We start from the raw sequence: 21,829 nt of genomic DNA, 5'->3' as shown, positions 1-21,829 counted from the left end.
CGCCAGCCTTGTATTCCGGTGGCCGCACTTTCGAATTCGCACGGTACGCCGGGGCGGCTACTGCTGGCGCGGAATCGAGAAGGCAAAGCGGCTGCCGTGCGGCGCCAGCGCCTCGGCGCGCAACTGGCCGCGATGCGCTTCGACAATCGACTTGCAGATGGCCAGCCCCATGCCCATGCCGTTGACCTTGGTGGTGTAGAACGGCTCGAACACCTGCTCGGCAAGGTCCGGCCCGATGCCGGTGCCGGTGTCGGCTACGCTGACTTCCAGCCACTGGTCATCGACCAGGCGCGTGGCGAGGTGCAGCAAGCGTGGCCTGTCGTGGATCTCGCCCATGGCGTCGATGGCGTTGACCACCAGGTTCAGGATCACCTGCTGCAACTGGATGTCGTCGCCAAAGGCATGCGCGGGTTCGGCATCGAGCGACAGTTTCAGTGCAATCTGGCGCCGCTCGAACTCGTTGCGCGAAATCGCCAGGATATGGCGGATGGCCTGGTGGATGTCCACCTGGGCCAGCACCGGCGCGGCGTTGCGCGTCAGCGCCTGCAAGCTGCGGATCATGTCGCCTGCGCGCTGGCCTTCGCTGCGGATCGCCTCCAGCCCTTCGCGCGCATTGGCGATGTCGGGCGTGGGCCGGGCCAGCCAGCGCAGGCTGGCGCCGGCATTCGACACGATCGACATCAGTGGCTGGTTCACCTCGTGCGCGATCGACGCGGTCAGTTGGCCCACCGTGGTGGCGCGCGCTACGCGGGCCAGGTCGGCCTGGGCGCTGCGCAGCGCGTCTTCGGCCTGGCGGCGCGCGGTGATGTCCGTCACCGTGCCCACGTAGTCCAGTTCGCCATCGTCGCCGGGCAACGGCTTGCCGATGGCGGCCAGGTAGCGGATCGATCCGTCGGACCGCACGATGCGGTGCTCCACGCGGACGGTGGCCTGCCGCGCGACATGGGTCTCGGTGACGTGCCGCACCATCTCGCGGTCCTCGGGATGCATGTGCGACAGGAAGACCGCGAACGGCAGGTCGTGCTGGTCGGGGTCGAGTTCGTAGATGCGGCGCAGTTCGTCCGAGCCCGTGAAGCGGTCGCGCTTCAGGTCCCAGCGCCAGCTGCCCGTGTGGCTGACACTTTCGCCCATGGCCAGCGATGCCTCGCTGGCGCGCAGTTCGCGCTCCACCTGCTGGCGGCGTTCGTTTTCGGCCAGCAGGTCGTCGTAAAGCCGTGCCGTGCGCAGCGAGATGGCCGCCTGCGAGGCGATCAGCTCCAGCACGCGCGTGCGGTCCAGCGTGAAGGCGTCGCGCACCAGGCGGTTTTCAAGGTAGAGCGCGCCGATGGCCTCGTTGTGGCGCAGCATCGGAATGCACAGCGCGGAGATGTCCGCCATGCCCGCCAGTTCCGCCGGCTCCGACAGCTCCGCCCGGTGGGCGGCCAGCCCGAAGTACGGGTCGGTCGCAAACGGGTTGGCGCCGGCCGACGTGCCGGCCATGGCGGCCTGTCCCGTGCGTACCGCCGTATGGAGCATGGTCACGGGCAGTGCGCTGGTGGTGACCGGGTCTTGGGTGACGCGCACATGAATGCCATCGGCCGTGGTGTCCGCGCTGGCCTCGACGACCGGCCCTTCGGGGCGCATGCGGATCAGCAGGCCGCGTTGGGCGCCGGCGTACTCGAGCACGATCGTCATCAGCTTGTCGATCAGGCGGTCGAGACGGATTTCCTCGCTCAGTGCCCGGGATGCCTTGATCACGCTCTCGGCATCGAGCGTCTGCGCGCTGGTGCCCAGATGCCAGGTACGCAGTGGCGTGGCCTCCACGATATCCGGATGGTCGGATTCCAGTTGCCGTGCCTTGCCGACGGCGCCCCAGCGCAGGTATGCGTCGCGCGCATGGCGACGATGCGCGGCGGCGGCCGATGCCAGCCCATGCGCGTCGCCGAGCCGCGCCGCGCGCTCGTGGGCCATGGCCGCAACCTGCACGAAGCCGTGCGCGGTGGCATGGGCGATGGACCGTTCGTAGCGCGACATGGCCGTCAGCGCGTCGCCTTCCAGCCGGGCCAACTCGGCCTCCACCAGCAGCGCCTTGTCGGCGAACGTCAACGGGTTGGTTTGCGCCCAGTCGCGCAGCTTGCGGGCGTCGGCACGCAGCATCTGCCAGGCTGCCGCATCGGGCGCGGCCGGCGATGCGTCGAGCTGGGCGGCAAGCGTCAGCGCACGCATCAGGTGGAAGTCGAGCTGATGGATATGGGCCGGCGCTGACCATGCGAACGTGGCCGCGTGGTCGAGACACCGCGCGGCCGCATCGACATGGCCAGCCAGCAGCAGGACGTTCGACCGATACACGGCCTGCCAGAACTCGAACGTGCTGAGGCGTTCCTCGGCGGGCGCCTGACCCGTCGGCACGCCGGCGGCCTGCCACGCAAGCGTCCGCAGCCCCTCGACGAACCGTTGTTGCAGCAGCAGGATGGCCTCCACGTCGCCGAACCGGGCGGCGCGTACGAACTGCAGGCCGCGCGCGATTTCGGCCTCGACCTCGTCGAGCGGATCGCCACGCGCCAGCATGACGGCCACGACATGACAGCACGCATAGCAGGCCGTGGTGATGTCGCCGTGTGCCACGCCCGCGGCAAAGCCGGCCCGTGCGCACTCGATCGAATAGGACAGCGGCTGGGTCCATACGCTGAGCTGGTCCAGCGGCAACAGGGTGCGCGCCTCGTGCCCGGCGTAGCCGGCACGTGTGGTCAGCCGTCGCGCCAGTTCCCCGTAGCGAAAGCCGTCGTGGTATGCCCCATAGCGATGGCACACCAGCACGCCGAGCCAGCCCAGCGACGCGGTGGCCGATGCGCTCATGCCACGTGCCAGCGTGAGCCGCATCATCTGGCACAGCGTGGCGAACGCCAGGTTCGGGTCCGTGAAGCTGGCCGGAATCTGCAGTGCCGCCAGCAGGCCCATGGCGGCGTCGATGCGGGCGTCGGCCACATCCGGCAGGGCAAGCAGGGCGTCTAGCTGCGTGGCGTCTAGCTGCGGCCGGATCTCGGCATATAGCGCATCGCACAGCGCATCGGAGGGATGCGGCGGCAGGTCGATGCCGAAGCCATGCAGCCCCTCGATGGCCTGCTGTACCGCCAGTGCATTCTCGGACCGTCGCATGTGAATTTCGATCTGCAGCCGGTATACGCCGGTCTGCCGCAATGGGCCGGTCGGCCGTTGGAGCAGTTCGGCGGCCAGCGCCAGCGCCTCGTCGAGCCGGCCTTGCAGGAACCAGCAGTGGGCCTGTTCCTCGCGCAGCGAGAACACCAGCCCGTCTGCGGCAGCGGACGGCATGCCCGGCCCGCACGCGCGGCGCAGGCCGCTGTCGATGTACTGCAGCGCCGCGGCGTAGGCGGCCGTGCTGCGAGCGCGCCGCGCGGCGTCCAGAAACAGCGTGGCAATCGCACGGGCGTCGTCGATCGACGTCTGCTGCGTCTCGCCGTGCATCAGCAGGTCTGCGGCACGGAACAGCAGGTCGTCGCGCCCATCGCGCCCGGTCGATTGCGAGAGCAGGCGTCCTGCACGCAGGCTGAGCCGGGCGCGTGCGGTCGCGTCGAGGCCGTCGTGTGCGGCTTCCTGGATGCGGTCGTGCGTGAAGAAGTACGCCTGCTCGGCCAGCATCAGCAGCCCCGCGGCGCGCGCCGGCGCCAGCCGCGCATGCAGTGCGCGTTCGGACAGGTCGAAGATGTCGCAAAGCAGTGCGACCGGAGAATGGCTGCCCAGGCACGCCATGCCGCGCAGGCAGTCGCGCGTTTCCGCCGGCAGCCGGTGCAGCCGCTGGAGGCACAGTTCGGCCACGTTGTCGGTGTAGCTGCGCTGCTCGATGGCCACCAGGTCGAACTGCCAGCTGTCGCCCTGGGGCGAGCAGTGGATCAGCCGTTCGTCGGCCAGCGTCCGCAGGAACTGCCTGACGAAGAACGGGTTGCCCAGCGTCTTGGCGTGGACCCGCTGCGCGAGGGTCTGCACGGCCGGCTCGGGCATGCGCAGGGCCTCGGCGAGCAACGTGGCGACCGATGCCACCGACAGGTTGGGCACGGCGATGTCCCGCACGGCGGACCGCTGGCGCAGTGCGGCCAGCGGCGACGCGTCAGCGGTGCGCGCGCTGCAGACCAGCAGCATGGGCAGCGGCGTCGAGGCATCGGCCAGGCGCGCCAGAAGCTGCAGCGACGGCTGGTCGATCCACTGGATATCGTCGATCAGCAGCACGAAGGGCAGGTCTGGCTGCGCAAACGCCTGCACCAGCTGGCGCATCGCGATGCCGACGTGCACATCGGCATCGGCGCCTTGCGCGGCGGGCGGCGCCGGAAAATCGGCGACCAGCAGTCGCAAGGCCGGCGCGATGCGCGCCGCAACCTGCCCGTAGCTGCCGAGGCCCTGCGCCAGCCGCAGTTGCCACATCCGCACCGCCTCTTCGGGCAGGCCGAGGATCTGATGAACCAGCATGCGGAAGGCATCGGCGAGGACGGCGTAGGGCACGGCCTGGCGGGACGGGTCCGCCTTGCCGGTCGCGCACCACGCGCGCCGCGCCTGCATGGTCTGGAGGAAGGCCTGCGTCAGGGTGCTCTTGCCTGCCCCCGATGGCCCGGCCAGTGCCGCCACGGCCGGTGTGCCACTGGCCTGCACTCTGGCGAACGCGTCGGTCAGGGCGGCAAGTTCGCCATTGCGCTCGTAAAGGCTGTCCGGCAGCGCCAGATCGGCGGAGATGTCGCGCTCGCCGGTTTCGAACGGTTCGATATGGCCATGCGAATGCCATGCATCGACGCACCGGGTCAGGTCGGCGTGCAGTCCGGCGGCGGTCTGGTAGCGGCGCGACGGGCTCTTTTCGAGCAGCTTGAGCACGATTCGCGACAGCATGGACGGCACGCCGGGTGCGATGGCATCGGGCGGCAGCGCCGTGCCGGCGACGTGGCCGTGAATCCATTCGCCAAGGTCATCCGGGTTCCTGACGCCAAACGGCAATTGCCCGGTCAGCAACTGGTAGACGATGACACCCAGCGCGTAGAGATCGCTGCGTGCGTCGATGGCATGCCGCGTGCGCCCCGTGTGCTCGGGCGACATGTACGCCGGGGCTTCGCCCGCCAGCATGGTCAGGGCGGGGCGGTCGGCATCGGGCTGCGAGGCGTGGATGGCAAAGCCGAAGCGGCCGATCCGGCAGCGTCCCGCGTCATCGACGAACAGGCTGCACGGCGTGATGGCGCGATGCACGAGGCCGCACTCGTGTACGGCCTTCAGCGCCGCGCTGGCACCGAGCGCGATCGACAGCACCTGCGCCACGGGCAGGCGCTGGCCCGCCAGGGCGGACACCGGGGTGCCGGCGTGGTCGTCGTAGATGGCCGCCACGCCCTGGCGGTAGCGGGTGAGCGCGCGCGGCACCAGCGCCCATTCCGCGCGCAGCAGTCCGCGCTGCGCGAATTCGGTCTCGATGCGCCGCGCGGCATCGGGCTCCGCGCGCGGGGACGCCGCGTGTGCCAGCATCAGCGTGCTGCCGGTGCGGGCATGCGCACCGCGCGAGAGTGCCACGATGCCATCCTGCACGCAGGCTTCGAAGCGGTATTCCGACAGGGAGAGCGCGTCTTGCGGGCCGTTCCGGAAGTGAGTCGGCAGGCTGGATTCGTCGGTCGTCATGGGGCGGCGCCGGAGAAAAATGGGAGACCTGGGAGCGGGCCTAGTTTCCGGGGCGGATGTGCAGGGCGTCCTCGATGCAGCCGATGATATCCGTATCCTGAAAGGGCTTGTTCAGGAAACAGGCCGCGCCGGCGTCGCGGGCACGCTGTTCGTAGCCTTCCTGTGCGAAGGCGGTCATGAAGATGACGGGCATCCTGTGCCCGCGGGCGCGCAGCGCCTCGCACAGGGCAAAGCCGTTCATGCCGGGCATCTGCACGTCGGTGATGACGCAGTCGATGCCGGCGATCGACGGGGATGCCAGAAGTTCCGAGCCGCCGCCATAGAGTTCCGCGGTCATGTCCAGCGAGCGCACCAGTCTGCCCATGGCATGCCGGACGGAGGCGTCGTCGTCGACAATGGCAATCACGGGGGTGGCAGTCACACGGAATCCTTGAGAAGTCTGGAGCGGTGACAGGGGCCACCGCTCGCGCACAGCATAATCCCGCCGGGCCATGCTCGACATCATACGGTGGTATTGCCGGTGCGCCGCCGGCAGCGGAAGCCGGCGCAGCAACCATGATCCGCGCGGAAACCCACAAGGATATTCGCTTCCGCCCCGCTCCGCCACGAATCGGAGCGAACCCATACCAAGGTATGAGTGACGCCCCGTGCGTGGCATCCGACCTCAGAAGTTGTGCCGCATGCCCAGGGCGAACGTCTGCGGGTCGGCCCCGGCGCTGACGCCCAGTTCGTTGATCGCGAAGTCGTAGATCGCGTTCTTCCTGTTGTTGATGCGGCTGTAGAAGACGAACAGCGCCGTGCGTTTGGACAGCGGATAGTCGTAGCCGACCGTGAACTGCGTGGCGCCGGTCTCCGGGCCGCTGCGGAAAAAGCCGATCGTATCGGTGGATGACCCCGTGCCGTTGGCGGCCAGCGCAACGCCCAGCCGCACGCTGCCCGGGCCCAGCTGCTGCACCAGCGACGCATAGTAGCCGTTGCGCTGCAGGTCGCCGGTGTCGGTGCGGTAGTGCAGGTGTTCGTAGAGCGCCGAAATGCGCGTGCCCTTGAACAGCTGGTAGGCCACACCTACCTTCAGTGCATCGTCGTTACGCCCGGCGGCCTGGTAGTGCTGGTGGATTTCGTAGGCAAGCGTGGCATTCAGCGGCCCCTGGTCGTAGACCACGGCGGCCGAATATAGCGCCGGGTTGCGCGCGACCGTGTTTTTCTCCTCCGGCAGGCCCCAGCCCAGCCAGACGCTGACGCCGGCCAGCTGCGGCGTGCGGTACTGCAGGATGTTCTTCTGGCGCCGGTCGAACGAGCTGGTGTCCTGCACGTTATCCGAGCTGGACGTCGAGCCGTTGCCGATCAGCGCCATGTAGCCGGCCGTGGTTGGATAGTACGGGTCGTACGCCATGGTCGACTCGGTATAGGGCGTATGCCAGTGCCCCATGAACAGCAGGCCGTAGTCGCCCTGCAGGCCGATGCGGGAATTACGCGTGGCGATGCCGCCCTGGCCGTTGTCGATCGACAGGTTGCTTTCGATCTGCCAGACGGCCTTGAGGGAACCGCCCAGCCCTTCCTCGCCGCGCAGGCCCCATACCGAGCGGTAATTGGTCTGGCGGACCACGCTGCCCAGCGACGTGCCGTCGGTGGCCGTGCTGGCACGCGAGTATTCGATGGCGGTGTTCAGCCGGCCGTAGATCGTCACGGAGTCGGCCGCCAGCGCCGATGCGGGTGCGGCCAGCGCCGCCAGCAACGCCAGCCCGTCAGTGCGCCGCATCGGTCTTTTCATCGGTCTTTGCCGTCAGCGTGGCGGGTCCGGGCGTGCCGGTGATCTTCGGCACGCACTCGGAATGGAACCACGAGAGGGTCACGGGCTCGCCGGCGATCATGCGCTTGATCGGCGGCACCACCTGTTCGCCGATCAGCATGCCCAGCAGGCCGATCAGCGCCACGGCCGGCGGCGCGGGCGAGCGCACCTGCATCAGGGCATAGATGATGCCGACCAGGATGCCGGCGCCAAGAGAGACAAGATAGATCTTCATGATGGTCTCGCAATACAACAACACAACAACACAACAAAACAACGAAACGGTGGATGCCGGGATCAGCGCGTGGCGCCCGGCAGCCCCACGCCCAGCAGGTGCCGCACGCGCGGCGGCTCGCTGGCCACATGGAACCGGGCCACGTCGCGCTGCAGGTCGGCATCGGCATTCGGCACGCGCCGATGCTGGCGCAGGTGTTCGGCCCACGACTCGACCAGGAACCATTCGGTCAGCAGTTCCGGGTTGGCCGGGTCTTCCATGACGCCCCAGTTGAAGGCGCCGTCGCGCAGACGTTCCTCGGACAGGTGATGGACAGCGCGCAGGAATGCCTCGCGGTTGGCCGCCGGAATGCAGTATTCGATCAGGATCATGACCGGGCCGCGATCGTGGGCGATGTCGTCGGCCATCTCGGGTTCGGGCCAGTGATGCGCCGGCCCCAGGTCTTCCTCGCCGCGCGGCAGGCGGATGCGGTTCAGCAACAGTGCCGCCACGACCAGGCCCGCGCCGGCAATCAGCAGCGCGTGCGGCGTGCCCAGTGCCTGGGCCACAAAGCCCCACAGCAGGCTGCCGCCGGCCAGCGCGCCGTTGAATACCATCTGGTAGACGGCCAGCGCACGGCCGCGCACCCAGTTCGGCAGGATGGCCTGTGCCGCGCCGCCCAGCGTGGTCAGCGCCAGGATCCACGCCGCGCCCAGTACCAACAGCAGCGGCAGCGCCAGCCACACCGGCGGGGCGAACGACAGCCCGGCCATGACCACGGCGGTTGCGATGGCCGACACCAGGATCACGCCATCGCCATCCAGGCGCTTTTGCAGCGTGGGCATCGACAGCGCGCCCAGGATGGCCCCTGCGCCAACCGCGCCGAGCAGCACGCCGTACAGCCCGGCACCGCCGTGCAGCAGTTGTTTGGCCACCAGCGGCAGCAGCGCCCAGACGCTGCTGCCAAACGCGAAATGCACGGCCGCACGTAGCAGTACGATGTGAAGCTTGCTATGGGCCCGCGTGAAGCGCAGCCCGGCGCGGAAGGCGCTGAAGAAATGCTCGCGCAGCGGATCGCTCGGCTGCACGGGGCGCTTCCACCAGATCAGCGCGCCGATCACGAACACATAGCTGATCAGATCGGCACAGTAGGTGGCGGCCGCGCCGAACCCGGCCAGCAGCAGGCCGCCCATGGCCGGGCCGATGGCGCGCGCGATATTGACGCCCAGGCCGTTCAGGGCCACGGCCTGGCGCAGCGTATTCGCCGGCACCAGTTCGGGCACGATGGACTGCCAGGTTGGCCCCATCATCGCCGCGCCGATGCCGCCGGCAAACGCCAGCGCAATCAGGATCTCGATCGTCAGCCCGTTCTGCCACGACAGGAAGGCCAGCGAACCGCTGACGGCTGCCAGCGCGATCTGGATCACGATCAGGAAGCGGCGGCGGTCCAGGATATCGGACAGCACGCCCGCCGGAATGGCGAGCAGGAAGACCGGCAGCGTGGCCGCCGCCTGGATGGTGGCGACGGCGGCCGGCGACGACGACAGGTCGGTGGCCAGCCACGCACTGGCCACATCGCGCATGAAGCTGCCGATATTGCCCAGGATCGTGGCCACCCAGAGGACGGCGAACGTCGACTGGGCCAGCGGCGCGAACGAGCCGGACGACCTGGCCGTGGAGGGTGCGGCAGCTTGCGTCATGCGCGACCCCGCGTGCGCAGGTCGTGCCAGGCGACCAGCAGGAAGCCGCCCACCAGGCCCAGGTGCTCGAAGAACGCATTCATCAGCATGAAGTAGGCATCGGGCGGGGCGCTCCAGAAGCGGTTGGCCATGAAGGTGGCGGCCAGCGTGAAGGCGGCCAGCGCCAGCGCGCCGACCCAGCGGTACACGCCGAGCAGGATCATGGCCGGCGCAGCCAGTTCCAGCGCGATCGTGGCCGCCGCCATCGGCACGGCGGGGCTGAGGCCAAAATGCTGCATCTCGGCCACCGCGCCGGAGAAGTCGAACAGCTTGACGAGCCCGCCTTGCAGGTACGCCGCGCACAGCAGCAGCAGGGCGATCCAGTGCATCCAGCGTGGCAGCCGGTGCGTGGTGTCGCCGGCCGCCGCCAGCGGGGAAGAGGTATAGGGCATGACGGGTCTCCGGTTCGATGCAATGCGGATGGCGGGATGCGGCCGGCGTCAGAACGCCCAGCAGGAGCAGCCCAGGGCGCCCCAGAAGCTGCTTTCGTCCGACGTCGGCACGCTGGACGTCCACGCCCTGGCATGCGCGTGGCCGTGCACGCCGCACGAACTGGCGCAGCCGCAGGCGGTGTTCATCGCCAGCTGCCTTGCCTTGGCCGTCGGGCGCGGCTGGTACTGGCTGCCATGGCGGGCTGGCGACCAGTCCGGCATGGCCGGCGGAATGTCGGGCGAATGGGTGCCGAACTCGTTGTCGCCATAGACCACCTTGCCGCCCAGCACCGTCATCACGGACGTGATGTCCTGGATGTCGTCGCCCGGCACGGCGAAGTAGTCCGCCGACAGCACGGCCAGGTCGGCCAGCTGGCCAGCCTTGATCTGGCCCTTCTTGCCTTCTTCGGACGAGAACCACGTGTTGGCTTCGGTCCACAGGCGCAGCGCCGTCTCGCGGTCGAGCAGGTTGGCTTGCGGATACATCGACATGCCGCCCACGGTCTTGCCGGTGGTCAGCCAGTACAGCGACACCCACGGGTTGTACGACGCGACGCGCGTGGCATCGGTGCCGGCGCCAACCTTGACGCCCTTTTCCAGCATCTTCTTGATCGGCGGCGTGGCTTCGGCAGCCTTGGCCCCGTAGCGTTCGACGAAATACTCGCCCTGGTAGGCCATGCGGTGCTGCACCGCAATGCCGCCGCCCAGTGCCGCGATGCGGTCGATGTTGCGGTCGGAGATCGTTTCGGCGTGGTCGAAGAACCAGTTGAGGCCGTTGAACGGCACGTCCTTGGCCACCTTCTCGTAGACGTCCAGCGCGCGGTCGATGGTCTGGTCGTACGTGGCATGCAGGCGCCACGGCCAGCGTTTTTCGGCCAGCAGACGGATCACCGGCTCCAGGTCGGCTTCCATCGACGGCGGCATGTCGGGGCGCTCGACGCGGAAGTCCTCGAAGTCGGCGGCCGTGTAGACCAGCATTTCGCCGGCGCCGTTGTGGCGGTACAGGTCGTCGCCCTGGCCCGGCTTCACCGTGGAAGTCCAGGCCTTGAAGTCGCTCAGTTCTTCCTTGGGCTTCTGCGTGAACAGGTTGTAGGCCAGACGCACCGTGAGGTTGCCCTCCTTGTGGAGTTCCTCGATGACGTTGTAGTCCTCGGGGTAGTTCTGGTAGCCGCCGCCGGCATCGATCACGCCGGTCACGCCCAGGCGGTTCACTTCGCGCATGAAATGGCGCGTGGAGTTCTTCTGGTACTCGGGCGGCAGCTTCGGACCCTTGGCCAGTGTGGCGTACAGGATGGTCGCGTTGGGCTTGGCCAGCAGCAGGCCGGTGGGATTGCCGCTCTTGTCGCGGATGATCTCGCCGCCCGGCGGGTTCGGGGTGTCCTTGTTGTAGCCCACGGCGCGCAGCGCGGCGCCATTCAGGATGGCGCGGTCGTACAGGTGCAGGATGAACACGGGCGTATCCGGCGCCGCGGCGTTCAGTTCCTCGATGGTCGGCAGGCGCTTTTCGGCGAACTGGTGCTCGGTGAAGCCGCCGACCACGCGCACCCATTGCGGCGCGGGCGTGCGGGCGACCTGGTCCTTGAGCATGCGCATGGCGTCGGCCAGCGACCGCACGCCGTCCCAGCGCAGCTCCATGTTGTAGTTCAGGCCGCCACGAATGATGTGCATGTGGCTGTCGATCAGCCCGGGAATGGCCCGCCGGCCATTCAGGTCGATCACTTTCGTCCTGGCAGCCGCGAGCTTCATGATCTCGTCGCGCGTGCCGACGCTGAGGAAGCGGCCGTCCTGGATGGCCACGGCATCGGCTTGCGGGTTGGACTTGTCAAGGGTGGTGAACTTGCCGTTGACCAGGATGAGATCGGGAGTCGGGTTCGGTGACATGGCGAAAAGCTCCGAAGAGGCTGCCGCGCCGAGCGCGGCGGCCGAGGCGATGAACTGCCGGCGGGTAACTGACATGATTTCAGGCGGCTCAGGCGTTCAGGAAGGCCAGCAGGTCGGCATTGACCTGGTTGGCGTTGATCACGCACATGCCGTGCGAAGCGCCGGGGTAGACCTTCAGCGTGGCGTTCTTGACGATCTTGGCCGACAGCCTGGCCGAATTGTCGATCGGCACGATCTGGTCGTCGTCGCCGTGCAGGATCAGCGTGGGCACGTCGATCTTCTTCAGGTCCTCGGTATAGTCCACTTCCGAGAACTCCTTGATGCACAGGTACTGGCCCAGGATGCCGCCGGCCATGCCCTGCGCCCAGAAGGCGTCGATGGTGCCCTGCGATACCTTGGCGTTGGGGCGGTTGAAGCCGAAGAACGGCGTGGCCAGGTCCTTGTAGAACTGCGAGCGGTTCTCGGCAACGCCCTTGCGGATGTTGTCGAACACTTCCAGCGGCAGGCCGTTCGGGTAGGCGGCGCTCTTGGCCATGGTCGGGGGCACGGCGCCGATCAGCACTGCCTTGGCCACGCGCTTCGTGCCGTGGCGGCCGATGTAGCGGGCCACTTCGCCGCCGCCGGTGGAATGGCCAACCAGCGTGGCACCCTTGATGTCCAGCGCGTCGAGCACGGCGGCCAGGTCATCGGCGTAGGTGTTCATGTCGTTGCCCTGCGCCGGCTGGTCCGAGCGGCCATGGCCACGGCGGTCGTGGGCGATCACGCGGAAGCCCTTCTGCACCAGGAACAGCATCTGGGCGTCCCAGGCGTCGGCGTCGAGCGGCCAGCCGTGCGAGAACACCACGGGGCGGCCCGAACCCCAGTCCTTGTAGAAGATGCGCGTGCCGTCCTTGGTGGTCACGTAGTGACCCTGCTTCGACTGGCGGCCCGCGGCCGGTGCGGCTTCCGCGGCAGCCGGCGTCAGCGCGGCCATCGATGCCACGGTGGCAGCGGCTGCGCCCATGGTGCTGCCGACCAGCAGCTTGCGGCGCGACGCGTCGTGTTGTTCGGCCTGGGATTGGGGGGCGATGTTGGACATGAGATATCCCTGCAAGAAGTAGTTCAGATTGTTTGAGTTATCGGCCCGGCGCATTTCCTGGCTATCCGCCGGCCGTGCTGCGATGGCATGAACTGTAGCGGCGCGAATGCGGTGACTGCCGCACTCGCGCTGTACATTTCATTCAAATAAATTGAATGCCGATGGCGCGGGTGATTAGCGTGCCGGCACCGGCGCGATGGATTCATGCGGCGTGCCGGTGCGCTGGGCGGCCTTGTGGACCATCGTGTAGGCGTAGTCCACGCCCATGCCGTAGGCGCCCGAGTGTTCCTTGACGAGCTTCATCACGGCGTCGTAGGTGTCGCGGTGCGCCCAGTCGCGCTGCCATTCCAGCAGCACCTGCTGCCAGGTCACGGGCACGGCGCCGGCCTGCACCATGCGCTGCATGGCGTAGTCGTGGGCTTCCTTGGTGGTGCCGCCCGAGGCGTCGGCCACCATGTAGATCTCGTAGTCGCCTTCCAGCATGGCGCACAGGGCGAAGGTGGTGTTGCAGACTTCGGTCCACAGACCGGCCACCACGACCTTCTTGCGGCCGTTGGCCTTCAGGGCGTCACGCACCTTCTGGTCGTCCCAGGAATTCATCGAGGTGCGTTCCAGCGTCTTGGCATTCGGAAACACGTCGAGGATTTCCGGGTACGTGTAGCCCGAGAACGATTCGCTTTCGACGGTCGTGATGGTGGTCGGCACGTTGAAGATCTTCGCGGCCTTGGCCAGGCCCACCACGTTGTTCTTCAGCGCCTGGCGGTCCATCGATTGCACGCCGAAGGCCATCTGCGGCTGGTGGTCGATGATGATCAGCTGGCTGTTCTGCGGGGTCAGTACTTCGAGCTTCGGGTTCGACATGATGAAAATTCCTTGAAACGAAGGTTGGGGCTGGGCGCGGACGGCGCAGCGTGCGCTGGCCCGTCCTGCACCGGGGTTGCATCGAAGTCGTCATGCCTGGGCACAGGCAAGATGCGACCCGACGCAAGACTAGACGGCACATGCGTCTGCAGCCATTGGCCCATCGTATTAGGCGATCGTGTCTACGGATTAGCGGTCCGCCGCGGCGTCCGCGCGCGAACTTGCAGGCGCCGGGCAGGCGGCGACGGGCGGGCGTGCGATCACGCCAGTGGACAGGACTGGACATGGGCGACGGGGGCAACAGGGGGCGACGGGATAACAAGGCACGCGCAGGGTAGGCGGGCGCGTGCGGCTTCGCCATACCCACTTGGTATAGGTCTTGGCGGGCCCGCCGACAAGCAGGGTTTTGCGGGGCGTTTTGGCGGCGCTGTCCACTCAGCCAATGGTATGGGTGGCGAAGCGGCGCGCGCTGTGCTGAAATGCTGGGCGCGCCCCGGCCCGTGTCGCCCCCGTGCGCGCGGATTTCGCCTGACTTGCCGCCCGTCGGGCGGCACCGCAACATGCCCTCAAGGACCTTGGAGAACAGAGCCGTGACATCCCAGAGCGGGGACCCCGCCGGTACGGGCGCCGACGACGACGCGATGGTGCTGATCGTCGATGACGACGCCATGCTGCGCGCCGGCCTGGGCAATCTGTTCCGGTCGGTGGGGATGCAGGCGGCGCTGTTTGGCTCGGCAGCCGAGCTGCTGGAATACCGCTTGCCTGATGTGCCGTGCTGCCTGGTGCTCGACGTGCGGCTGCGCGGCCCGAGCGGGCTCGACCTGCAGACCCGCCTGGCGCAGATGGGGGTGCATATCCCGATCATCTTCATGACCGGCTACGGCGATATCGCCATGACGGTGACCGCCATGAAGGCGGGCGCCGAGGATTTCATGGCCAAGCCGTTCCGCGACCAGGACCTGCTCGACGCCGTGTCGGCGGCCATCGAGAAGGACCGGCTGCGTCGCCGGGGCCTGCGCAAGGTGGAGGAGATTCGCGGCAACTACGCCACGCTGACGCCGCGCGAGGCGGAAGTCATGGGCATGGCCGTCTCGGGCCTGCTGAACAAGCAGATCGCCGGGGAAATCGGCATCAGCGAGGTGACGGTGAAGATCCATCGTGGCCAGGCCATGCGCAAGATGCGCGCCCGCACCTTTGCCGACCTGGTGCTGATGGCCCAGCAGATCGGCCTCTGCAAGGCCGAGCAGTAGGCCAATCGGTCGGCACGCCGGCAGGCCAGCAGGTCAGTCTGCCAGCGTCCCCGGGCACGCGCCGGGAATCCGGCTCAGCCGAACTTGCGGGCCGCGTCCAGCGCCAGCCCTGAACCGATACCGCCGAACAGGTCGCCTTCCACGCGCTGCGCGCCCGGCAGCAGCCGCGCCAGTTGCTCGCGCAGCATCGGTACGCTGCTGGAGCCGCCGGTGAACAGGATGGTATCCACCGCATCGGCCGGAACGCCGGCCGTCTTCAGCATGCCCTTTACGGTGCTGGCCGTCTTGTCGACCAGTTTCGAGATCGACTGGTCGAAATCGTCGCGCGTGACATCCAGCGTGGTATCGGGCGCGATGCGCGAGAGGTCCATGGTGGTGAGCGGCGCCTCGGACAGTGCAATCTTGGCGGCCTCCACCTGGATCGCCAGCCAGTGTCCCGCACGGTCCTTGATCAGACGGATCAGGCGGTCCAGCTTCTCGGTTTCGGCGGCATCGCGATAGTTGTCCATCACGATGGCCCAGGCGCGGCGCGTATAGACCAGGTTGATCGTGTGCCAGCTGGCCAGGTCGAAATACTGGCCCGACGGCATCGCCTTGCCGTTGCGCAACTGGCTGTTCAGGCCCAGCATCGGCATGACGCTGGCCAGGCTCAGTGCGCGGTCGAAGTCGGTGCCGCCGATGTGCACGCCGCCATTGGCCAGGATGTCCTCGCGGCGGTCGGTCTTCTTCGCGCGCGCCGGCGACAGGCGCACCAGCGAGAAGTCGGACGTACCGCCGCCGATGTCGGCTACCAGCACCAGTTCCTCGCTGCCGATGCCGGCCTCGTAGTCGAAGGCGGCCGCAATCGGCTCGTACTGGAAGGCGATGTCCTTGAAGCCCGCGTCGCGGGCAATCTCCGCCAGCGTGTCTTCGGCAAGCTGGTCGGCGGCGGCATCCTCGTCGATGAAGTGAACGGGACGCCCCAGCACCGCCGCGCTGAACTGGCGGCCGGCAGCGCGCTCGGCGCGGCCCTTCAGTTCGCCAATGAAGTGCGCCAGCAGCTTGCGGAACGGCATGGCCTGGCCCATGACCTCGGTGCTGTCGTCCATCATTGACGTGCCCAGCAGGCTCTTGAGCGACCGCATCATGCGGCCTTCGTAGCCGGCCAGGTAGTCAGCCAGCGCGGCGCGCCCGTAGCTGACGAGCGGATCCTCGGCGTGGAAGAAGATCACCGATGGCAGCGTGGACTTGTCGTCTTCCAGCGGCAGCAGCGTGGGGGCGCCGGGACGCAACCAGCCGACGGTGGAATTGGACGTGCCGAAGTCGACGCCGCAAGCGTTTGAGATCATGGGAATGCAGGGGTTCAGGTACAGCAGGATGCAGGCGGCGCGCTTGTCCGCTGCCATGTGGCGGGGCGGATCGGGTGCCGTTGCGTGGGGCGCTATTGTAGGGGTTTTCCTTGCATGGGGTGGAAACCCACAGCGCGGCATGCCATCGGGGATCACCCCATGCGGGTTTATGCCAACTGTTCTGCACACCGGCGTTGCAGTCTACTGAAGTCGCAGGTTGCAGTGTGACTGACCGGTACGACACCACCGGCCAGCCGTTTGGAAAACCGACTGGAGACAATACCATGGTGACCAAGCAGGACGAATCACGCATTTTCCGCGAACTAGTGGCGCTGGCCACGCTGGAGGCTCTGGGCGGCGCCATTGCACTAGGCTTCGTGTTCAATCTGCTCACATGACGCGACGCGACGAGGGGGGGCCGCCACTGACGGCCCCTTTTCCGTTTCCGGCCTGATCGGCAGGATCGGCAAGCCGCCGGCAGCCTTGCCGGAACCCCACTAGAATGGCGCATCGCCCGGCAAGGTGCCGGGCCAGACCTGGGAGTCGAGGATGCGTATTCTGGTGGTCGGTGCCGGCGCGACGGGCGGCTATTTCGGAGCACGGCTGTTGCAGGCCGGGCGTGACGTGACCTTTCTGGTGCGCGCACGGCGGGCTGGGCAACTTGCCGAGCATGGGCTGCGCGTCAAGAGCCCGCATGGCGATCTGCATATCGCCACGCCCCCGGTCGTACTTCCGGAGCAGATCGCCGCGCCGTACGACGTGGTGCTGCTGAGCTGCAAGGCCTATGACCTGGCCGGCGCCATGGATTCGATCACCCCGGCCGTGGGCCCGGACACCGTGATCGTGCCCCTGCTCAACGGCATGCGGCACCTGGACCAGCTCGATGCCCGCTTTGGCGCGGCCCGCGTGATGGGCGGCCGCTGCATGATTTCAAGCACGCTCGACGACCAGGGCACCATCCTGCATCTGTCGGCATTCCACATCCTGTCATTTGGCGAGCGCCCGTCGGGCAATAGCCCCCGCGCGCAGGCGCTGGCCGAAGTATTCGGCAACGCGGGCTTCGACGTGCAACGCAGCGACGCGATGCTGCAGGACATGTGGGAAAAATGGTTCTTCCTGGCCACGCTGGCGGCTTCCACCTGCCTGATGCGGGCCACCATCGGCGACATCCTTGCCGCGCCGCGCGGCCGCGAGACCATCGCGGCCCTGCTGGACGAATGCGCCGCCATCGCGGCAGCCAATGGCTATCCGGTGCGCGAGCCGGCGATGCAGCAAGCCAGGACCACGCTGTTCACGGAAGGCTCGCCCATCACGGCGTCGATGCTGCGCGACGTGGAGCGGGGCGCCGCCATCGAATCGGACCAGATCGTCGGCGACCTGCTTGCACGCCGGGGCAGCACCGACGCGCCCACGCTGGCCATGGCACTGACCCACCTGAAGGCGTACGAGGCCCGCCGGGCGCGCGGCGGCTGACGTCAGGCCCCGCCGCCGTCGATGCTGGCCTCGCTGTTCGCCGTGGCCGTGGCCGCGCGCGCGCGCAGCCAGGCCAGCAGTTCGGCTTCGGGCATCGGACGCGCCAGCAGGTAGCCTTGCATGGCATCGCAGCCGATGCCGATCAGCGTCTGCCGGTCGGCTTCGTGCTCCACGCCCTCGGCCACGACTTCGAAGCCGAACGAGCGCCCGAGATTGAGCACCGCACGCATCAGATCCTGGTTGCGGGGCGACTGTGCGATATCGGTGATGAAGCTGCGATCCACCTTCACGCATGCCGCGCCGAGCTGGCGCAGCGCCCCCAGCCCGGAGTAGCCCACGCCGAAGTCGTCGAGCGCAATCGCCACGCCGGCCTTTGCCATGTTGGCCAGCTTGCCTTGCACGGCCACCACGTCTAGCGCCACTTCCTCGGTGATTTCCACGGTCAGCAGGCCCGGTTCGATCCGGCAGGCCTCCAGCGTCGACAGCAGCAGCTTGTCGATCTCGACCTGTGCCATTTCGCGGGGCGACAGGTTGATGGCAATGGGAATGCGTGGCCCGCCCTGGGCTCCGATGGCCTGGGACAGGCGGCAGACCTTTGACAGCGTGGCGCGCAGCAAGGTCTCGGACAAGCCGGACGCCGCGGCCACCGACACCAGTTCCGGCGGTGGCACCCAGCCATGGCGCGCATGTTTCCAGCGAATCAGGGCCTCCAGGCTGCGCACCTGTGCGCCGCCTTCGGCAAAAATTGGCTGGAACCACACCTCCAGCGTGTCGTCGGCCAGCGCACGCGGCAGGTCGCGTTCGATGTCGCGCTGCATCTGCAGGTGTCGATGCAGGTCGTCGTCGAACACGTACACGCTGTTGCGGCCCGCCCGCTTGGCCGCGTAGAGTGCCGCGTCGGCGAACAGCAGCATGTCGTCCAGGCAGATGTCCGGGCCGCGGCAGATGCCGATGCTGATGCCCACCGCGCAGAATTCGTAGCCGTCCAGCGGCTGGCGCACGGCCTCGATCAGCCGGGCGGCCAGCGTCGACGGGCAATCGTCGTTGTCGATCGGATCGTAGAGCAGCATGAACTCGTCGCCGCCCATGCGGCCCACCAGCATGGCGGGGCCCGCCACCGCCTCCAGGCGCCGCGCCACCTCGCGCAGCACGCCGTCGCCGGCCTTGTGGCCGAACGCGTCGTTGATGAGCTTGAAGCCGTCCAGGTTCAGCAGCAACAGGCAGTGCCGGCCGCTCAACCCGTTGGCAAAACGCTTGTTGGCCCGTGCAAAGAAGCCGCTGCGGCTCAGCAGGCCGGTCAGCGGATCCAGGCTGGCGAGCGTCCACATTTCGTCGGCACGATTCACCGCATGGTCATGCGCGATACGCAGGGAATCCTGAATGGCAGTGGCCTCGTTCTTGAGCCGGATCGAATGCCGGATCTGCCGTTCACTTTCCAGCGTGCCCCGGATGAGCGCGGCCAGGTAGAGCAGGGTGGTGGCGGCCAGCCAGTACCTGTCGAAGTCACCAAACAAGACCAGGCAGGCGGCCGCCGACAGCAGCGGTGGCGTGATGAAACAGAGCGGAATGGGCGCGTACGCAAAGCCGTGGGTCACCGCGCCGGCCGTGATGCCGCAGACCACGGTCAGGTAGAACAGCGTCTGCGGCGACGTGTAGCCATCGCACAGCACCGGAATGGCAGCCCAGGTCAGCCCCGACAGCAGCGCCAGCGTGCAGTGGATGCGCAGGTGGCGTGCCACCGTGCGTGCCAGCCGCCCAGCGTCCGGCCGCGTGATGCCGGGCGCCGGGCCCACCGGCACCTGGCACATCCAGATGCGCAGCACGTTCCAGAGCAGCGATATCACGAACCACACCGCCGCCGTGGCGCCGCGCCCGGCGTGCCAGGCCACGGCCAGCACGCTCAGGCCCAGGATGATGTTGATCGGAATCGACAGCCGCACCGTGCGGCGCACCGCCAGCAGCTGGTCGTGGCGCGTCTGCCAGGGCAGGGCCGCCTCCACGGGATTGACGGGCCCGCTGGCCGCACCGCCGCCGATGCCCGCGGTATGTCTGCTGAGGTTCCCGCCGAGGCTTCCGCCGTTTGCCCCGTCGGCGGCGCGCAAGCCGGCCAGCGCGGCGCCCTGCGCACGATCTGTTTGTGTCATCGATTCATGCCCGCCGCCGATCGCGTGCCCCGTGCGCTGTGCGCCGCAAGGCTGGATGGCGGTCTTCCGCGTCCTGACTACCCGGTTCCTGTTTTTCTGATGTGTGCCCTGCGCCGCGACGTTTGCCATCGTCGACGACAGGTTCATGAACCGTGGTGCCCGTCAAACTCCGCCATGCCGGCCCTGTCCCCGATGCCGGCAGTGCGGAACCTTCGTTCCGTCAGGTGTTGATGGCTCAAGGCATGGTGGTTTGCTCGTCGATGGTGGTTCGCACGCGCTCGCGCGGAAGGAAACGGCGAGTATAGGTGCAAACTGGCGCGCGGACGCCGGCATCGGCGCTCAGGCTTCGACGGTGGTGCCCGCGTGCTGTTGCCAGAACGACAGGAATTCGGCCACCGGCATGGCCTTGCCGAACAGCCAGCCCTGGCCGTACTGCACGCCGCGTTGCCGTAGCGCCACGCGCTGCGCTTCGGTTTCGATGCCCTCGGCCACCATATCGATGTCCAGCGCACGGGCCATCCCGATGATATGGGGCCCGACCGACTTCGACGGGGCATCCGTCGTCATCGAGCCGACAAAGGCCTTGTCGATCTTGATACCGTCCACGTCCAGGTCATGCAGATAGGCCAGGCTCGAATAGCCGGTGCCGAAGTCGTCGATCAGGATGGGATGGCCGGCCTTGCGGAAGGCCGCGATCATCTCGCGGCAGGCGGTGTCATTGGCAAAGCCGCGCTCGGTGACCTCGATCCAGATCTGCCCGGCGCGCACGCCGGCGCGTGCCAGTGCCGCGCTGATGGCGGGCAGCGTGTCCTGTGCGCGGAAGTCGTCCGGCGAAAGGTTGATCGATACATGCATGGCCGGATCGGCGGCCAGGTGCGGTCCCAGGTCTGCCAGCACGGCCTCGATCACGCACGTGGTGATGGCATGGATGGCACCGACCGATTCCGCCATTGGAATGAAGCGGTCCGGCAGCGCCACCGAGCCGTCCGGCATGCGCCAGCGCACCAGCGCCTCGGCGCCGACGCAGTACCCGTCGTCGAGCGCCATCACGGGCTGGTAGACCGCGAAGAACGCCTTGCGGCGGATGGCGTCCTGCAGCAGGTACGCGGGACTGCGCAGGCGCCGGCCCCAGCGCAGCATCAGCCAGGCGGCCAGCGCGCTGACCAGCAGCGCCACGGGCAGGCCGACGACCAGCAGTTGCCGCCAGGTGCCGGTCATCGCGTCGAGCGGCTCGTAGGCCACCACGGCGAATGGCAGGTGTTGCGACTGCTTGACGTCCAGATAGCGGTCGCGCCGCACCTTGCCGTCGAGCTTCTCGGCCCATGCGCGCTGCAGCGTGGCCGTATCGGTGTCGCCCCAGATCGCCACGGCCTTGCCCGAGCGCGTGTCGATCATGCCAAGGCGAATCTGCGCATCGAGCGGCACGATATCAATAAAGAACTGCGCATCGACCACGGCCACGTGCCGCCCCACGCGAAACTGGACGGCCGGCGGCGGTTCCCCGGCGGCATCGATGCGATACAAGGCCCGCAGCGCCGGCAGCGCGGTCCAGTGCGGATTCTGGCCTTCGATGCTGCGCAGCGCCCCGGGCACCGATGACGACGCGCACAGCAACTGCTCGCCATCGAGGAAGACGATCTGCCGTGCGTAGCGGTGATGGAGGTCGGCCTCGCGCATGGCGTCCAGATGGGCCTGGGTGCATGGCGTGCCGCCGAACTGGTCGGCCTGGCGGGCGGCTTCGACGGCATCGCGCGCCACCACTTCCACACGCAGCAGTGCGCGTTCGGTGAAGGCGTCCACACGCTGGCGGAACAACTGCTCGGCCAGTTCGCGCGATACCCACGTGGTGAGCGCCACTGGGCCGCAGACGCCCAGCGCGATCGCGCAGAACATGAAGAGCCAGAGGCGCCGGGTCATTGGGTCAGGGTGGTTGGAGTGCGAGGCAGCATAGCAGAACGGTCTCCATGACATATCTGATATTGCGCATGCAGCGACTGGCTG

14 protein-coding genes are annotated in these 21,829 nt (G+C 67.8%); 2 read left to right on the top strand and 12 right to left on the bottom strand.

The features are described from left to right. Positions 1 to 57: 57 nt before the first annotated feature. From AC3FJ6_RS22555 to AC3FJ6_RS22515, 9 genes are all read right to left on the bottom strand, one after another. On the bottom strand, positions 58 to 5,640 hold the full coding sequence (locus AC3FJ6_RS22555; RefSeq protein ID WP_488773825.1) for an AAA family ATPase: 5,583 nt from the start codon (positions 5,638 to 5,640) through the stop codon (positions 58 to 60). A 40-nt stretch (positions 5,641 to 5,680) separates the two neighbouring features. Beyond that, positions 5,681 to 6,061: a response regulator transcription factor gene (locus tag AC3FJ6_RS22550; protein ID WP_488773824.1), complete on the bottom strand. Its 381-nt coding sequence runs from the start codon at positions 6,059 to 6,061 to the stop codon at positions 5,681 to 5,683. 243 nt (positions 6,062 to 6,304) lie between these two features. Beyond that, on the bottom strand, positions 6,305 to 7,399 hold the full coding sequence (locus AC3FJ6_RS22545) for a porin (protein WP_488773823.1): 1,095 nt from the start codon (positions 7,397 to 7,399) through the stop codon (positions 6,305 to 6,307). Then, complete coding sequence (locus tag AC3FJ6_RS22540; RefSeq protein ID WP_400394581.1) at positions 7,386 to 7,664, bottom strand: XapX domain-containing protein; 279 nt, start codon at positions 7,662 to 7,664, stop codon at positions 7,386 to 7,388. The genes AC3FJ6_RS22545 and AC3FJ6_RS22540 overlap by 14 nt, the downstream gene beginning before the upstream one ends. Positions 7,665 to 7,726: 62 nt before the next feature. After that, positions 7,727 to 9,343, bottom strand: a complete 1,617-nt coding sequence (locus tag AC3FJ6_RS22535; protein WP_488773822.1) for an MFS transporter — start codon at positions 9,341 to 9,343, stop codon at positions 7,727 to 7,729. After that, entirely contained in the window at positions 9,340 to 9,774 is a 435-nt protein-coding gene (locus tag AC3FJ6_RS22530; RefSeq protein WP_153947040.1) for a DoxX family protein, read from the bottom strand. Before AC3FJ6_RS22530 ends, AC3FJ6_RS22535 begins: the two co-directional genes overlap by 4 nt. Before the next feature lie 48 nt (positions 9,775 to 9,822). Beyond that, the gene (locus AC3FJ6_RS22525; protein WP_488773821.1) at positions 9,823 to 11,769 is read right to left on the bottom strand and encodes an amidohydrolase; all 1,947 of its coding nucleotides are present in this window, start codon (positions 11,767 to 11,769) and stop codon (positions 9,823 to 9,825) included. A 13-nt stretch (positions 11,770 to 11,782) separates the two neighbouring features. Then, on the bottom strand, positions 11,783 to 12,697 hold the full coding sequence (locus AC3FJ6_RS22520) for an alpha/beta fold hydrolase (protein ID WP_254775882.1): 915 nt from the start codon (positions 12,695 to 12,697) through the stop codon (positions 11,783 to 11,785). 249 nt (positions 12,698 to 12,946) lie between these two features. Further along, complete coding sequence (locus AC3FJ6_RS22515; protein ID WP_153947043.1) at positions 12,947 to 13,633, bottom strand: hydrolase; 687 nt, start codon at positions 13,631 to 13,633, stop codon at positions 12,947 to 12,949. Positions 13,634 to 14,223: 590 nt separating this feature from the next. Here AC3FJ6_RS22515 and AC3FJ6_RS22510 point away from each other — a divergent pair. Next, entirely contained in the window at positions 14,224 to 14,883 is a 660-nt protein-coding gene (locus AC3FJ6_RS22510) for a response regulator transcription factor (RefSeq protein WP_487522699.1), read from the top strand. A gap of 74 nt (positions 14,884 to 14,957) precedes the next feature. On the opposite strand, the gene AC3FJ6_RS22505 is transcribed toward AC3FJ6_RS22510, so the two are convergent. Beyond that, complete coding sequence (locus tag AC3FJ6_RS22505; protein ID WP_488773868.1) at positions 14,958 to 16,211, bottom strand: Hsp70 family protein; 1,254 nt, start codon at positions 16,209 to 16,211, stop codon at positions 14,958 to 14,960. A gap of 549 nt (positions 16,212 to 16,760) precedes the next feature. On the opposite strand from AC3FJ6_RS22505, the gene panE reads away from it, so the two are divergent. After that, positions 16,761 to 17,684: a 2-dehydropantoate 2-reductase gene (gene panE, locus AC3FJ6_RS22500; protein ID WP_153947045.1), complete on the top strand. Its 924-nt coding sequence runs from the start codon at positions 16,761 to 16,763 to the stop codon at positions 17,682 to 17,684. A 2-nt stretch (positions 17,685 to 17,686) separates the two neighbouring features. Here the strand turns inward: panE and AC3FJ6_RS22495 are convergent, their stop codons facing one another. Together AC3FJ6_RS22495 and AC3FJ6_RS22490 are read right to left on the bottom strand one after the other, a co-directional pair. Then, complete coding sequence (locus tag AC3FJ6_RS22495) at positions 17,687 to 19,828, bottom strand: putative bifunctional diguanylate cyclase/phosphodiesterase (RefSeq protein WP_488773820.1); 2,142 nt, start codon at positions 19,826 to 19,828, stop codon at positions 17,687 to 17,689. Between the two features lie 339 nt (positions 19,829 to 20,167). Next, the gene (locus tag AC3FJ6_RS22490) at positions 20,168 to 21,745 is read right to left on the bottom strand and encodes an EAL domain-containing protein (RefSeq protein WP_488773819.1); all 1,578 of its coding nucleotides are present in this window, start codon (positions 21,743 to 21,745) and stop codon (positions 20,168 to 20,170) included. Positions 21,746 to 21,829 lie beyond the last annotated feature (84 nt).

The organism is Cupriavidus sp. 94F1 (assembly GCF_057798875.1).
This window is presented reverse-complemented; position numbering and strand designations above follow the sequence as displayed.

Excerpts from the sequence above, each read along its gene's own strand:
- AC3FJ6_RS22515 (WP_153947043.1), bottom strand. The coding sequence starts at position 13,633 with ATGTCGAACCCGAAGCTCGAAGTACTGACCCCGCAGAACAGCCAGCTG.
- AC3FJ6_RS22530 (WP_153947040.1), bottom strand. The coding sequence starts at position 9,774 with ATGCCCTATACCTCTTCCCCGCTGGCGGCGGCCGGCGACACCACGCAC.
- AC3FJ6_RS22495 (WP_488773820.1), bottom strand. The coding sequence starts at position 19,828 with ATGACACAAACAGATCGTGCGCAGGGCGCCGCGCTGGCCGGCTTGCGC.
- AC3FJ6_RS22505 (WP_488773868.1), bottom strand. The coding sequence starts at position 16,211 with ATGATCTCAAACGCTTGCGGCGTCGACTTCGGCACGTCCAATTCCACC.
- AC3FJ6_RS22535 (WP_488773822.1), bottom strand. The coding sequence starts at position 9,343 with ATGACGCAAGCTGCCGCACCCTCCACGGCCAGGTCGTCCGGCTCGTTC.
- AC3FJ6_RS22545 (WP_488773823.1), bottom strand. The coding sequence starts at position 7,399 with ATGCGGCGCACTGACGGGCTGGCGTTGCTGGCGGCGCTGGCCGCACCC.
- AC3FJ6_RS22555 (WP_488773825.1), bottom strand. The coding sequence starts at position 5,640 with ATGACGACCGACGAATCCAGCCTGCCGACTCACTTCCGGAACGGCCCG.
- AC3FJ6_RS22520 (WP_254775882.1), bottom strand. The coding sequence starts at position 12,697 with ATGGGCGCAGCCGCTGCCACCGTGGCATCGATGGCCGCGCTGACGCCG.
- AC3FJ6_RS22490 (WP_488773819.1), bottom strand. The coding sequence starts at position 21,745 with ATGACCCGGCGCCTCTGGCTCTTCATGTTCTGCGCGATCGCGCTGGGC.
- AC3FJ6_RS22540 (WP_400394581.1), bottom strand. The coding sequence starts at position 7,664 with ATGAAGATCTATCTTGTCTCTCTTGGCGCCGGCATCCTGGTCGGCATC.
- AC3FJ6_RS22525 (WP_488773821.1), bottom strand. The coding sequence starts at position 11,769 with ATGTCAGTTACCCGCCGGCAGTTCATCGCCTCGGCCGCCGCGCTCGGC.
- panE (WP_153947045.1), top strand. The coding sequence starts at position 16,761 with ATGCGTATTCTGGTGGTCGGTGCCGGCGCGACGGGCGGCTATTTCGGA.